Raw genomic sequence first — 13,924 nt, 5'->3', positions numbered from 1 at the left:
TACGCCGTCAGAGTTGGGGGTCCTTCTGGGCCTGCTCGTTGTAGATGGCCCTGACCTGCGCGTCCGTCAGTGCGCCCTGGTAGACGCCGATGTCGTCGACAGCACCGAACAACGGGTTCCCGTTGGCCCAGGTCCGGCCGACCGTCAGCGGACCGTTCGCCTGCCACGGCTGCCAGGCAGTGTTCATCGGCGAGGTGGCCTTGAGGCTCCCGTCCACGTAGAGCCGAAGTTGCCGGCGTCCGGCGTCGAGGACACCCACCAGGTGATGCCAGGTCTCCTCGGCGTCCGGCGCCGGGGCCCCGGCGATCGTCGGCGCGGTGCCGTCGTCCGCCGTGCCGGCGTCCTTCAACACCTTGAACTTCCAGGTGCCCCCGTTGTCAGTGCCGTAGTAGAGGTAGAAGCCGCTGTTGACCGACCCGTCGGCCGCCAGGACCGTCTGATAGACGTCCGTGCGGCTCACCCGGGCCCAGGCCGAGACGCTGAACGACTGATCGGTGCGGACGACCGGCGTGTTCTGCCAGAGAGTCCGCTGGTTGCCGTCCTCGTCCGGTGCGCTCGACCCCGTCTTGTAGGCGGAGCGAGCCCATTCCTGGGTCGCCTGCCACGGCTCGGGGTTCTCGTCGGGGAAGAAGTAGCCGTCCAGGTGCAGGCCGTTGCCCTGGTTGCCCGCCTCGATCGAAGCGCCCCGGTTGAGCGCCAGCCACCGACCGAAGGGTGTCCCGTCGCCGGCGTCGCAGGTGTCGGCGAGATCCTGCACGTAGCACGGCCGGGCGAGCTCGAAGTCCCACCGTCCTACCTGGACCGGCGCCAGGATTCCCGGCTCGTCCACGCCGCCCGAGCCCGGGTCGGACGCGAGCTGGCCGGTCAGGTCCTGGTCCACCAGCGCGCGGTCGAAGACCTGCACGTCGGCGATCTCACCCTTGAAGTAGGAGTCGTCGATGCCGAAGTGACGGCTACGACCGACGGCGAGGACGCCCATCGCGATGTATCCGCCGCCGCGACTGGTCAACCAGCTGCTGGGCGGGGTGACCGAGGAGACCAGCGCACCGTTGACGTACAGCTTGACCTTCTGTTCCAGCTCGTCCCACACACCTGCGAGGTGGGTCCACTGGCGAAGCGCCGTGGGGGTCGTCGAGGCCGCTTCAACGAAGGCGCCGCCGTCCTTGTCCGCCACGCGCATCCGGTACCGGTCCGACCAGCAGTCGTACTGGAGGATGAAGGCGCTCGCCGCGTTTCCGTCGGCGGAGACCGCCGAGAGGTTGGTGCAGCCCGTGTACGAGTCGACCCGCACCCAGGCGGCCACGCTGAACGAGGCCGAGGTGTTCACAGCCGGCCCGGACGTGAGCGCGCGCGAGGACGTGCCGTTGAACCGCGCCGTCTGACCGCCGACGAGCCGGATCCCGTCGGCCCACGTGACGTTGGTCGCGGTGAGCGGGGTGTTGAAGCTCAGCGCCGGCTGCTTGTCCTCCAGCGCCTGAGCCTGGGTCTGCCCGGGGTAGGTCTCCAGGCCCCAGCGGGCCACCGGCGGCGACGGCCGCGCCACGGTCAGGTCCTTGGAGCCGAGGTTACCCAGGTTGCCGGTGGCGTCGATGCCCCGCACCCAGAGGGTGTTCTGGCCGTACCTCGGCACCGTCAGGGTGGCGCTGGCGGTCTTGGTGGTCGTCCCGCTCGCGCTGACCTCGGTCGTGGGGGAGCTCGTCCAGCCGTAGCGGAACTTGACGACGTCAGTGGTCGTCGTGGTGAAGGTGAAGGTGATCGGGGCGCCGGGCCCAGGGACCGCACCCGAGGTGATCGTCGGCGCGGGTGGCACTGTCGTGTCGACGGCGAACTGGCACCAGGTCGACCAGCCGCTCCACTGCGAGTACGGGGCTGGGTCCACAGCCGTGACCCGGTACGCATACGTCTTGTTCTTGACGACCGTCACCGCGGCGGTGGTCGCCCGTCCGTTCGCGGTGGCCGGTGCGGTCGGAGGTGGAGTCAGCCGGGCCGGAGAGGTGTCCGTGACGGTGCCGATCCCGCCGGCCGGCACCTCGATCCACTCGTACGTCCCGGTCAGCGTCTGTCCGGAGTCGCCGTCGGGATACACGGCGGAGAATTTCGGTGTCAGGGTGCCGATGCTCAGGACGCCCGACGTCGGGCAGGCGACGTCGGCGACGTGCAGGCCGGTGGGCTTGCCGGGTTTGGAGTCGTAGTCGACGACCAGCTTGGCGTTGGCCGGGAAGAACTTCTTCCATCGATCCTGGGCCGTCTCCCATTCGCCTTTCTCGTTGCAGGCGCAGAAGCCGACCGTGATCGAGGGCCAGCCGCCGTTGGCCGCGGTCTGCGTCTGTTCGGTGACCTTCGAGCCGGTGAAGTTCATGATCATGTCGGCCTGCGGGGAGTCCGAGCAGCCCGAGCCCTCGTTGGCATGGCCCTCGGCGGAGTCCAGCCAGGACTTGAGCCGCATCGAGGACCACGAAGCCTTCATGGTGGCGTTGATGACCGGCGTCAGGTACATGTGCGCCCAGGTGTTGCCGCAGGACCACGAGTGGTCGAGCTTCATCTGCACGTACGCCGACTCGATGTGCTTGCCTTTCAGCGACACCGTGCCGTTCGAGGTCGGGAACTCGAAGAAGGAACGGAAGCGCACCCCGGCGCACGGGCCCTCCGGGCTCAGCCCGACCCGGGCCACCGAGTAGTCGGTGTTCGTGCAGTTGTTGTGGGTCGCGTAAGCCCACTTCGTCTTCGACACCGACCACGAGGGGTCCACGAAGACCGGGTACGTCACGTCCGGGCCGTGCAGCAGCGAGGCGTCCGGAACGAGTTCCAGGGCGCCGCTGCTGGCCACCCGGGTGGCCACGGGGGCGACCTTCGCGCCGTCCCCCGCGGCGGCCGGCGTCGACCGTGTCCGGTCGGCGGACGCCGCGGCCCTGGAGGTGCCGCCGCTCGCGGGCGTGGAGTCCCACATCACCGCCGGTTCGGCCTCGGCGACCAGGGTGTTGCCGGCCACGGCCCGCAGCGCTCCGTTACCCAGCCGCTCCATCCTGGCATCACCCCCGACGGCGAACGACAACGTGCGCACGCGCGGGTTGGCCGCCGCTGCCGCGGTCTTGACCACGAGCACGTGGGTGAAGCCGGTGTGCGTCGCCCGGACCACCAGGTCCACGTCCGGCAGCACACCCGCGTACGTCGCGGAGTCCCCCGCCACGGTCGGCTCCGGAAGCACGCCCGGCCAGGACAACCGCAGTGACCGTCCGCCCCGCGTCAGCGACACCAACGGGCCGTCGCCGCCACCGGAGAACGCGACACCGGCCACCGACGCGTTCGGCCGCAACAGCCGGTCGGCGCCCACCCGCAGGTTCAGGTCCACCGGCGCCCAGGAGCCGTCGGCTCGTCGGGTTCGCTGCGGAACGACCGCGGACTCGAACGTCAGCCGACCGTCCGGCTGCGCCACCACCCGCGTGTACTCGGACTGCGAGCCACCGACCACCACGGAGCGGTCGCACGCGGCGGCGGCGGCCAACGCGGCACCCTCCGACGCCGCCACGTCCGCGCACGCCGCGGTCGCGGCCACAGCGGGCGACGTGACCGCGACCGGCGCGACCACGGCACCGGCGGCAGCCACGACCACCACCGCCAGCGATGCGCGCGCCCACCGCCTCCAGAAAGCACCCACCACGCCGTCCTCCCCCACTGCGAGCAGCGACATGGACGCAGGCTGCGGGAGGACGGGACGCGCCAGCAAGATCCGCGGGCAAGGTTGGCGACGACTCGCCACCGACGTCGCGACCGCCGGGTGCCGCGCTCAGGGGTGGCGCGGGGTGTCGCGTCGGCGCTCGTACTCGGCGAAAGTCGGGACGACGGGCAGCACGAACAGCAGCACCAGGTAAGGGATCGCGAGCAGGCCGCCCCTGAAGACGAGCAGGGCGAGCGCGATCGTTCGGGTCCAGTCGAGGCTGAGCTCGCCGTAGGCCGCCAGGCCGCCGCAGATGCCGCCGACCCACTTCTTCTCGTCGATCCGGCACCAGAACCGGCCGCGGGGTGGCGACGGGTTCGCGTCGCCCACCGGACCGATGTCGGCGAGGATCGCCGACATCCGCGCGCCCGTCGCCGCCTCCCGCGTGCTCAGGCGGTCGCCGATCGCCGTCTCCAGGTCTCGGACGATCTCGTCGGCGTCAGGGTCGAAGCACAGTCCGGCGCGGGGCGTCGTCGAGGTAGCGCCGCACCGTCACGTACGCGTCGCCTACCTTGACGGTGATGGGTTGGTTGTCGCGGTGAGACCACCGGCGGCAGAGGCCGCTTGCCGTCCCACTGACTTACGCGTCGCGACTGCTAGAGCTTGATGGGGTCGAGCAGGCGGCGGGGCTGGTTCATCGCCTGTGAGACGACGTCAGGGTTCGTCGCCGTCGGCTGGAAACCGGGGCCGGGCTCGATCCGGGTGTCCGGGACGCCGACCACCGCACCGCACTCCGCGCAGCGTCCGCCGGCGTCGAGCAGGCCGCCGTCCTCGTCGTGGCGCAGCGCGCGCCGCACGCCGGCCGGCGAGTAGAACTCGTCTCCCCAGGCCATCAGCGCGCGTACGGTCGGCCAGAGAGCGACGCCCTTGGGGGTCAGCCGGTATCCGTCTGCGTCCCGTTCGAGCACGCCCTCCTCGACCAGCGCCTTCAGCCTCGTGGTGAGGCTGGCGCGGGGTATGCCGAGCTGCGTGGCGAAGTCGCCGAAGCGGCGCACGCCGTAGAACGCGTCGCGAACGATCAGGAGCGTCCAGCGCTCGCCGACGACCTCCAGGGCGCGTGCCAGTGAGCAGTTGCGGTCCGCGTAGGTGCTGGGCAAGGCCACGCCGAAAGCGTACCCGTTCTGGTTCATTCACTGAACCAAGGTCCGCATCAAGGTGACCGCCGACGAGCAGGACCCGAACCTCTTCTACCTGAACGAGGTCTACACGGACGCCGAGGCGTTCGACACGCACGCCGGCGGGTGCCGACGCCACTACCTAGAAGGTGCGGATCGCGATCTCGGCCGGCGCGGACAGCCCGTTGACGATCTCGTCGTCGAGCCTGACGAGGGTCAGCGACGCGCCGGCCATGTCGAGCGAGGTGCAGTACTCGCCGACGTAGTTGCGGCGGACGTGGATGCCCCGGGCCTCGAGCTGCTCGGCGGCGCGGCCGTAGAGGATGTAGAGCTCGCCGATGGGCGTACCGCCGAGGCCGTTGATCATCAGAGCGACGTCGTCACCCTTCTGGTACGGCAGGTCGGTCACGACGGCCTCCAGGAGCTCGTCGACGATCGTGTTGGCGTCGGCCAGCTTCTCGCGGCGACGACCCGGCTCGCCGTGGATCCCGACGCCCATCTCCATCTCGTCGGCGCCCAGGTCGAACAGCGGCGAGCCCTTGGCGGGCGGGGTGCACGACGTGAGCGCCATGCCCATGGTCCGGGTAACCGAGTTGACCTTCTCGCCGAGCCGCACGAGCTCGTCGATGTCGGCGCCCTGCTCGGCCGCCGCGCCGACGACCTTGATGACGAAGAAGTTGCCCGCCACACCACGACGACCGATGGTGTACGTGGAGTCCGCCACCGCGACGTCGTCGTCGACCAGCAGGGTCTTGATCTGGACGCCCTCCGCCTCGGCCAGCTCCTTGCCCATGTCGAAGGCCATCCGGTCACCGGTGTAGTTGTTGATGATGTGCAGCACGCCCTTCGGCGAGGCGAGCATCTTGCTCGTCTCCAGCACGTAGTCCATGGGCGGCGCGGAGAACACGTCGCCGGGGCAGGCGGCGTCGAGCATGCCCTTGCCGACGATCATCGCGTGGGCGGGCTCGTGGCCGGAGCCGGAGCCCTGGATGAGGGAGACCCGATCGTCGTTCGGCGAGTCCGCGCGCATGATCAGGTTGTATTCGGGCACGTAGCGAAGCGTGTCCGGGTTCGCCAGCGCGACGCCCTTGAGCATCTCGGGGACGAACTGGTTGGGATCGTTGACGAACTTCTTCATGGCGGCTCCCCCTTAGATCAAACGGCCCAGGTGTCGGCAAGGGCTTCGAAGATGACGGCGACGGCGATCGCTCCGGGGTCGACGCTGCCGATGCTGCGCTCGCCGGTGTAGCTCTGCCTGCCGCGCCGGGCCTGCAGCTTGCTGGTCTCCTCGGCGGTGGCCCGGGCGACGGTCGCGGCGGCCCGGACCGTGGTCGGTCCGTCGCTGCCGAGGCCGATCTGGCGCTCGATCTCGTCGGTGGCGGGCACCAGCGAGTCGAGCAGGGTCTTGTCGCCGAGGCTGGCGTTGCCGCGGGTCGCGATGCCCTCGCTCGCCGCGCGCAGCATCGCGACGGCGGTCGTACCATCTACTTCGGACTTCCCGGTCACCGCGGTGGCCGCGCGCAGGAACGCGGTGCCCCACAACGGTCCCGAGGTGCCGCCGATCCGGCTGGTGATGACGACGGCGACCTTGCGCAGGAAGGTGGCCGCGTCGGTGCGGTCGAAGTCGTCCCAGTCGCGGATGACCAGCTCGAAGCCGCGCGCCAGCGAATAGCCGAAGTCGCCGTCACCGACGACCGCGTCCAGGTCCCCGAAGTACTTCTCGTTCGCCACGGCGGTGTCCGCGATCGTGCGCACCACGAACTCCACCTGGCCGAGCGGTTCGTCGGTCATCGGTTGTCCCTTTCGCCGAAGACGGCCGCGAGGTCGGCCAGCGTGACGTACGCGCCGGGCCGCGCCGGGCTGTGGTTGGCCAGCACGGTGACCGGTGCGGCGCCCGGCTCACCGAGCGAGTCGACGACGAACGCGGCATCGGTGAAGTCCTCGTCGGCGGTGTAGCCGTTGACAGTCACCACGCAGGCGATCCCGGCCGCCCTGGCCGCCTCGAGCCCGTTGTGCGAGTCCTCCACCACGATGGCGTCGTCCGCCGGCAGTCCGAGGCGGTCGAGGGTGAGCAGGTAGATGTCGGGAGCCGGCTTCTTGTGCGGCACGACGTCGCCGGCGAGCACGGTGAAGTCGCGCGCCCGCTCAGGCCCGACCGCGTGCTCCAGCACCGCGCGCACGGACTGCTCGGCCGAGGTGGACGCCACCGCGAGCGGCCAGCCGGCGGCGTACGCCTCCTCGACGATCCGGGCGATTCCCGGGCGGGCCGGCAGTTTCCCCGCCTCGACCATGGCGGTGTAGATCTCGGTCTTGCGGCGGTGCCAGGCGGCGACGGCCTCGGCCTGTCCGGCCTCGTCGGTGGGCAGGCCGGCCTCGGCGACGAACTCGGGCGTCAGCAGGCTCTTCATGCGCTCCTTGCCGCCACCGATCGCGAGCCTGCGGCCGTACTCCTCCTCGTCCCACCGCACCGGCAGGCCGAACTCCGCGAAGGTCTGGTTGAACGCGGGGAGGTGTCCGTAGCGCTCGGTGTCGGCCAGGACCCCGTCGCAGTCGAAGACGAGGGCGGTCACCATGCCCGCCCCGCGCTGCCGAAGCGGTCGACGTAGCCGGCGGCCATCGCGGTGACGTCGGCACTGACGTGCCGGAACAGCGAGGGCGGGTCCCACTTCCCGCGCTCTTCCGTCTCGCGCAGGAACGCCAGGTTCGACTGCATGTAGGTCACCTTCAACGCGGTGGACACGTTGACCTTGGCGCAGCCGCGGGCGATGAGCTCCGTGAACTGCTCGTCGGTCAGGCCGGTGCCGCCGTGCAGGGCGATCGGCACGCCGGTCGCCGCCACGATGTCGGTCACGCGCTGGCCGTCGAGCTGCGGCGCGGCCGAGTAGACACCGTGCGCGTTCCCGATCGACGGCGCGAACACGTCGACTCCGGACGTCTCGACGAAGTGCACCGAGACCTCCAGTGACTGCCGCTTGGAGACCTCGTCGCTGCCCACGTCGTCCTCGACGCCCTTGATGGCCTCGATCTCGCCCTCGACGTGCGCGCCGTGCGCCCGGGCCTCGGCGACCACCTCGATCGTCTGGCGCAGGTTCTCCTCCACCGGCATGGTGGAGGCGTCGAACAGCACCGAGTTCCAGCCCTTGTCGAGGCACTCGGTGATCACCGCCCGCTCCGGGCAGTGGTCGAGGTGGAGGCAGACCGGCACCTCGATGCCGGCCGTCATCGCGCGCCACATCGCCATCAGCACGTCGGAACCGATGGACTTCACCGTCTTGACCGAGGTCTGCACGATCATCGGTGAACGCCGTTCGACCGCGGCCGCGAGTACGCTTTCCAGCGTCAGGTCGTTGACGATGTTGATCGCGGCAACCCCGTAGTGGTCGCGCATCGCCCGGTCGACGATCTCCTTGAGCGGCACCACACCCATACGGCGAACGCTAGAAGCGCCACGGTGTGCGCGGCATCAGGGAAACTACCCGCACGGCATGGGTAACGTCCCTACCGCGCCGGCAGCCCTCGGGCGATCAACTCGGCGCGGCCGCGCGACCCGGTCTTGCGGAGCACGGCGCCGACGTGCTTGCCGACGGTCTTCACCGCGATCCCCAGCCGGGCGGCGATCATCTTGTCGGAGAGACCCTGGCTGACCAGGGCGTACACCTCCAGCTCGCGAGGGGTCAGGCCGGCCGGGTTGGGCTCGCTGGACAGCCGTCCGGCCCAGACGCCGCTGTCCGACACCAGGGACTCGCCGCGGGAGGCGGCCACGACGGCCCGGGCCAGCGTCGGCCCGTCGGCGGTGGTCTCGACGCAGCTGTGCGTGCCCGCGAGCAGCGCCTCGGCGACGGCGTGGTGGTCGCCCGCGGCGCACATCGCGACCACGGAGACTCCCCCGGCGACGGCCTTCCTGATCAGCTCGTCCTGGTCGTCGAGATCGGGGCCGACCACGACCACGGCAGGGCGAGCGGAGTCGATCGCCGAGAGCGCGTCCTCCTCGGTCGCCGCCTCACCGATCACCGCGAGGCTCGGGCCGGACCAGGCCAACAGGCGCGATATCCCGGCCCGCGACAGCGGCCGGGACGCGACGACGAGCACGTCGATGCGTTCCTGGTCGTCGGCGCCGGCGCCGCGCTGGTACGGGAAGGAGGCCCGCACGATCGTCCCCCAGCCGGGCACGGACTCGATCGTGGCCGAACCGCCGACGCTGCCGCACAGCTCGACCATCCGGCGCAGGCCGAGCCCCGCGCGTTGGTCGTCCGAGTCGAGCACGAACCCGTGCCCGTCGTCCTGCACGAGCAGGGCCAGCGCGGCCGAGTTGTAGACCAGCCCGAGCCGGATCGTGGACGCGCCCGAATGCCGCACGATGTTGGACACGGCCTCCTGCGCCACGCTCAACACGTGTTCGGCCAGGGCGCGGTCCAGCGGCACCGGCGCTCCGGCGACGACCAGCCGCACGTCGGCGCCCCGCGCCCGGCGCGCCCAGCCGAGCTCCGCGCGCAGCGCGTCCTCGAGGGTCCGGCCCTCCAGCGGCGAGTGGCCGGCGGCGCCCAGCGACAGCCGCACCGCGGTCATCGTGTTCTCCGCTTCGGCCCGGGCGCGACGCAGATGTCCGGTGACCGTGGCTGGTGCGTACATCTCGGCCTGGTCGAGCTCCGCGGTCAGGTCGACGAGACCCTTGGCCAGCAGGCCCTGCACCTCGACGAGGAGCCGTTCGCGCTCCGCGCCGGCGGCCTGGAGCCGGGCGCGTTCCTCGGCCGCCTCGTGCGAGTTGGCGTTGACCAGGGCCACGGCGGCATGCCGGGCGAACCCGCGCAGGAGCTCCGCGTCCGCCTCGGTGAACACGCGACGTTCGTCCCGGCTGAACACCACGCAGGCGCCGATGATCCGGCCGCGCCACTCGATCGGCACGCCGATGACGCCGCGCAGGGTCGCGCGGTCGGCCTCGCTGACGTGGCCGCCCGCCACGTCCTCGTACCGGTCGAACCAGACCGGCCCGCGGCGGCGTACAACTTCGCCGGTCATGCCCTCCGCCAACGGAAACACGCGGCCGGACTGGCATCTGACGCCGATGTCGGCCTCTTTGCGATAGGTGCCGGCCGCTTCGTCGACGCTCGAGACGGATCCGGCGTCGCAGTCCAGCAGATCGGTGCAGCGGCGCAGGATTCGCTCCAGCAACGGGCGCAACCCCAACTCACCGGCCAGGTCTTCGGCGGCCGCGTGCAGCGCGTCGAGCTGTGCCGCGACGACCTTCACGTCGCCACCTCCCCCACCCACAGCACCGTCGGTAACTGGGGTATCCGCGCCGGGTGAGCGCCGCGTGCGGCGGTTCCGAGCCGGCACCTCGATCGTCATCCCAGATCGCCGCGTGGTCAACCGAAACGGGCAATGCCGACGAAGGCCTAGGCGGGAACCAACCGGGCCTGTCCACAGTGGTCGACATCACGACGGATGCCGATTCGAACCGCGAAACCATTGCCAGGGCTGACCGTCTTGGTCGATGATCACAACGGTTCGGTCCAACCTTGTCCCGCGGCCTTGCGCCACAGCCCGCGGAGTGGTCTGGTATCGATGCCCTCCCAATCCCATTTCTTCGTCCAGTCACACGGGGTGATCAATGCGCGTATTGCGCACAGTCCTCGCCGGCACGGCAGCGGCTGCTCTCGCTGTCACCGGCTCCGTCTTCGTCACGGCGACCGCCGCTTCCGCGGCGCCGGTCGGAGCGGTCGGCACCTTCACGCCGCTCGCACCGAGCCGGATCCTCGACACCCGCAGCGGCAACGGCGCTCCCCAGGGGATCGTCCCGGCGGGTGGCACCGTCAACCTCCAGGTCAACGGCCGCGCCGGGGTCCCGGGGGCGAACGTCTCGGCCGTCGTGCTCAACCTGACGGTCACTGGTGCCCAGGGCAACGGTTACCTGACCGCTTACCCCGACGGTGCCGCACGGCCGACCGCCGCCTCCATCAGCTTCGCCAAGGGCGTGACGCGGGCCAACTCGGTCACCGTCGCCGTCGGCGCCAGCGGTGTCGTCAAGATCTTCCAGAGCAGCCTCGGCGCGCACATCATCGCCGACGTGGCCGGCTACTACAGCGGTGACGAGAACGCGACCCCGGGCAGCACCTACTTCCCGGTGACGCCGTTCCGGCAGGACGACACCCGCAAGGACCCCGACACCGGGGCCCCGCTCGCGCCGGTGCCGTCGCAGAGCTGGATCTCGTACGCTTTCACGTTCGACGACCCCGTGGTCGACTCGGCCGTCTCGGCCGTCGCCGTGAACGTGACCGCCGTCAACCCGGCCAGCAGCGGCTACCTGACCACCTGGAACGGTGCCGGCAACCCGCCGGCGGGAGTCTCGGCGGTCAACTACGGCAAGGGCGGCATCTGGCCCAACAGCGGCGTCGTGCCGACCGCGCCCTGCGACTTCTGCGGGGACCCGAGCCTGCCGATGTTCGGCGTCTACACCAGCACCACCACCCACTGGCTCGTCGACGTGTTCGGTGTCTACTTCAAGGACACGATCGAGGGCCTGAAGTTCAAGCCGGTCACGCCGCAGCGCATCCTGGACACCCGCACGGGTGCCCCGGTTGGTGTGGGCAACCGGGTCGTCAACGCCCCGTCGACGATCACCCCCGAGACTGTTGCGCTCTCGCTCAACATCACGGCGGTGAAGCCGACGGTCAACACCTACCTGACGGTCTACCCGAACGACGGCGACGACCGTCCGAACGTGAGCACCCTCAACCCCTTCCAGGGTGAGACGGTGTCCAACGGCACGAACGTCCTGCTCTCCTCCACCAACGATTTCCTGATCTACAACAACGGTGGTTCGCTCAACGTCGTCGCCGACATGGGCGGTCTGTTCGAGTTCTTCCCGTCGGACACCGCGCGTGCCGCGAAGAGCCTTCCGGAGCTGTCCGGCCGGGTCTTCTCCAGCACTCGCTGACGGTTCAGCACCAAACGCGAAGGCTCCGACCCGGGTTCGCCCGGGGCGGAGCCTTTCGCTTTGCCGTTCAGGCGTTCATCTGGGCGATCTGGATGAGGTTGCCGCAGGTGTCGTCGAGCACCGCCGTGGTCACCGGTCCCATCTCCGTGGGCTCCTGGGTGAAGTGCACCCCCAGCTCGCGGAGCCGCTCGTACTCCGCCCGGACGTCCTCGACCGCGAACGACGTGAACGGGATGCCGTCGGCGACCAGCCCGCTCTTGAACGGCTTGACCGCCGGGTGCTCGTCGGGTTCGAGGACGAGCTCCGTGCCGTCCGGGTCCTCGGGGGACACCACGGTGATCCACGCGTGCTCGCCGAGCGGCACGTTGGTCTTCTCCTTGAAGCCGAGCACCTCGGTGTAGAACCGCAGCGCCTTTCGCTGGTCGTCGACCAGCACGCTGGCCAGGTGAATCCTCATCTCGATCCCTTCCTCAGCCACCGCTCCACGATCGGTTCGAGCGGCGCGGTGTTGATGTAGTGGTACTTGTAGCGGCCCTCGCGTCGGGTCTCGACCAGACCCGCGGCCTCGAGGGCGTCGAGGTGCTGCGAGATGGCCTGCCGCGACGAGCCGAGCCCGTGTTTGGACGCCAGACGCGCGCAGATCTCGAAGAGCGTCTGGCCGTCGCGGTCGGTCAGCTCGTCGAGGATCGTGCGTCGCGTGGGATCGGCCAGGGCTTTGAAGACGTCTCCCACGACCCGCACGTTATGCAAGTGAGCACTTGCCTGTCAACACGTGGGTGGCCCTGCCACTCCTAGGGAAAGCGGACACTGGCTCCGATCTCCAGGTCGCGGAGAGTTGGCGCCATGACCAACTCATCGCAGATCGCACTCATCACCGGCGGCAACCGGGGCATCGGGCGCAGCACCGCGCTGCACCTGGCCCGCGAAGGGGTCGACGTCATCCTGACCTACCGCACGCACCCGGACGAGGCCGCTGCGGTGGTCCAGGAGATCGCCGAGCTTGGTGCCACCGCTGTGGCCATGGAGCTCGACTCCGGCGCGGTCGAGACGTTCGACGGCTTCGTGGCCTCCGTGACAGACGTGCTGCGGCGGACGTGGGACCGGAACACCTTCGACTACCTGATCAACAACGCCGGCACGCAGATCCCGATGTCCTTCGGAGAAGTGACGGAGGAGAACTTCGACCGGGTCGTGAACATGTACTTCAAGGGCGTCTACTTCCTCACCCAGAAGCTCGCCGGCCTGCTGGCCGACAACGGCGCCATCGTCAACGTCTCGTCCGCGATGACCCGTTTCTACGTGCCCGAGCGCATCGTCTACAGCGCGGCCAAGGGCGCGGTCGAGGTGCTCACCCGCTACCTCGCCCAGGACCTCGGCCGCCGCGGCATCCGCGTCAACACCGTGGCACCGGGCGCCGTCGCCACCGACTTCAGCGGCGGCCTGCTGCGCGACAACCCGCGGGTCCAGGAGCACATCGCCGGCCTGACCGCACTAGGCCGCATCGCGGTCGCGGACGACGCCGGCGGCGCGATCGCCTCGCTGCTGCGCGCCGACAACCGCTGGGTCAACGGCCAGCGCATCGAGGTCTCGGGCGGCATGCACCTCTAGGCACTGTCCGATGTGGTCACGCCGAGAGGTCGTAGCGCCAGTCGTTGCTGCGCATGAAACGTCCGGGCGGGTACTCGAACTCCGTCTCGCCGACGAGGGTGAAACCCGTCTTACGGCAGACCGCGTTCGACGCCGCGTTGGCCACGCTCGGGAACGCGTGCAGCCACCGGTGGCGGCCGTCCGCACGGGCGGCCGCCAGGACGGCCCGCACGGCCGCGCTCGCGATGCCCCGCCCCTGGAACTCCGGCAGGACACCCCAGCCCGACTCGTACACGGGCTCGTCGTGCCAGACCCGGCTCCAGAAAGCGACGCTGCCCGCCGGCTCTCCGCCGGGCAGCTCCACCCGGAACATGCACCCGTTCTCGAGCGCGAGGTAGCGAAGGTGGCGCGCCAGCACCTGCTCCTCGCTCTCCGTGCCGCCGACGTGCGCGCGCATCTCCGGCGTGTTGATCCGGCGCAGCAACGGCAGGTCGTCGGCCGACCACGGCACGAGCCGCACGGTGGGTTCGGTCATCGGCACACCATCGCACGTGGGATCGCAGTGGTGGCGGG

General features: G+C 70.2%; 13 protein-coding genes. 2 read left to right on the top strand and 11 right to left on the bottom strand.

Annotated features, from left to right (window positions below; genetic code table 11):
* Nucleotides 1-7: 7 nt before the first annotated feature.
* The 8 genes from AB0J88_RS04820 to AB0J88_RS04785 all read right to left on the bottom strand — a co-directional run bounded on the left by AB0J88_RS04820 (nucleotide 8) and on the right by AB0J88_RS04785 (nucleotide 10,077).
* Nucleotides 8-3,688, bottom strand: coding sequence for a LamG domain-containing protein (locus AB0J88_RS04820; RefSeq protein ID WP_364352386.1), 3,681 nt, complete (start codon nucleotides 3,686-3,688; stop codon nucleotides 8-10).
* Nucleotides 3,689-3,784: 96 nt separating this feature from the next.
* Nucleotides 3,785-4,075 (bottom strand): PspC domain-containing protein, encoded by a 291-nt coding sequence (locus tag AB0J88_RS04815; RefSeq protein ID WP_364352383.1) that lies wholly within the window; start codon nucleotides 4,073-4,075, stop codon nucleotides 3,785-3,787.
* A gap of 236 nt (nucleotides 4,076-4,311) precedes the next feature.
* Complete coding sequence (locus tag AB0J88_RS04810; protein WP_364352380.1) at nucleotides 4,312-4,818, bottom strand: helix-turn-helix domain-containing protein; 507 nt, start codon at nucleotides 4,816-4,818, stop codon at nucleotides 4,312-4,314.
* 154 nt (nucleotides 4,819-4,972) lie between these two features.
* Nucleotides 4,973-5,968 (bottom strand): dihydroxyacetone kinase subunit DhaK, encoded by a 996-nt coding sequence (gene dhaK / locus AB0J88_RS04805; protein WP_364352377.1) that lies wholly within the window; start codon nucleotides 5,966-5,968, stop codon nucleotides 4,973-4,975.
* A 17-nt stretch (nucleotides 5,969-5,985) separates the two neighbouring features.
* Nucleotides 5,986-6,621: a dihydroxyacetone kinase subunit DhaL gene (gene dhaL, locus AB0J88_RS04800; RefSeq protein ID WP_364352374.1), complete on the bottom strand. Its 636-nt coding sequence runs from the start codon at nucleotides 6,619-6,621 to the stop codon at nucleotides 5,986-5,988.
* A complete protein-coding gene (locus AB0J88_RS04795; RefSeq protein WP_364352371.1) occupies nucleotides 6,618-7,403 on the bottom strand; it encodes an HAD-IA family hydrolase in 786 nt (261 codons plus the stop codon). The genes dhaL and AB0J88_RS04795 overlap by 4 nt, the downstream gene beginning before the upstream one ends.
* The gene (locus AB0J88_RS04790) at nucleotides 7,397-8,257 is read right to left on the bottom strand and encodes a class II fructose-bisphosphate aldolase (protein WP_364352368.1); all 861 of its coding nucleotides are present in this window, start codon (nucleotides 8,255-8,257) and stop codon (nucleotides 7,397-7,399) included. The genes AB0J88_RS04795 and AB0J88_RS04790 overlap by 7 nt, the downstream gene beginning before the upstream one ends.
* 71 nt (nucleotides 8,258-8,328) lie before the next feature.
* The gene (locus AB0J88_RS04785) at nucleotides 8,329-10,077 is read right to left on the bottom strand and encodes a GAF domain-containing protein (RefSeq protein ID WP_364352365.1); all 1,749 of its coding nucleotides are present in this window, start codon (nucleotides 10,075-10,077) and stop codon (nucleotides 8,329-8,331) included.
* 361 nt (nucleotides 10,078-10,438) lie between these two features.
* Here AB0J88_RS04785 and AB0J88_RS04780 point away from each other — a divergent pair, with 361 nt between their 5' ends.
* Nucleotides 10,439-11,764, top strand: coding sequence for a hypothetical protein (locus tag AB0J88_RS04780; RefSeq protein ID WP_364352362.1), 1,326 nt, complete (start codon nucleotides 10,439-10,441; stop codon nucleotides 11,762-11,764).
* 67 nt (nucleotides 11,765-11,831) lie between these two features.
* Here AB0J88_RS04780 and AB0J88_RS04775 read toward each other — a convergent pair whose 3' ends face one another.
* Nucleotides 11,832-12,221: a VOC family protein gene (locus tag AB0J88_RS04775; protein ID WP_364352982.1), complete on the bottom strand. Its 390-nt coding sequence runs from the start codon at nucleotides 12,219-12,221 to the stop codon at nucleotides 11,832-11,834.
* Nucleotides 12,218-12,496: a metalloregulator ArsR/SmtB family transcription factor gene (locus AB0J88_RS04770; protein ID WP_364352359.1), complete on the bottom strand. Its 279-nt coding sequence runs from the start codon at nucleotides 12,494-12,496 to the stop codon at nucleotides 12,218-12,220. Before AB0J88_RS04770 ends, AB0J88_RS04775 begins: the two co-directional genes overlap by 4 nt.
* 111 nt (nucleotides 12,497-12,607) lie before the next feature.
* Between AB0J88_RS04770 and AB0J88_RS04765 the strand changes: the two genes are divergently transcribed.
* On the top strand, nucleotides 12,608-13,372 hold the full coding sequence (locus AB0J88_RS04765; RefSeq protein ID WP_364352356.1) for an SDR family oxidoreductase: 765 nt from the start codon (nucleotides 12,608-12,610) through the stop codon (nucleotides 13,370-13,372).
* Nucleotides 13,373-13,388: 16 nt separating this feature from the next.
* Here AB0J88_RS04765 and AB0J88_RS04760 read toward each other — a convergent pair whose 3' ends face one another.
* On the bottom strand, nucleotides 13,389-13,886 hold the full coding sequence (locus AB0J88_RS04760) for a GNAT family N-acetyltransferase (protein ID WP_364352353.1): 498 nt from the start codon (nucleotides 13,884-13,886) through the stop codon (nucleotides 13,389-13,391).
* Nucleotides 13,887-13,924: the final 38 nt, after the last annotated feature.

It is taken from the genome of Asanoa sp. NPDC049475, assembly GCF_040676915.1.
In the GTDB taxonomy this organism is placed as follows: Bacteria; Actinomycetota; Actinomycetes; order Mycobacteriales; family Micromonosporaceae; genus Asanoa.
This window is presented reverse-complemented; position numbering and strand designations above follow the sequence as displayed.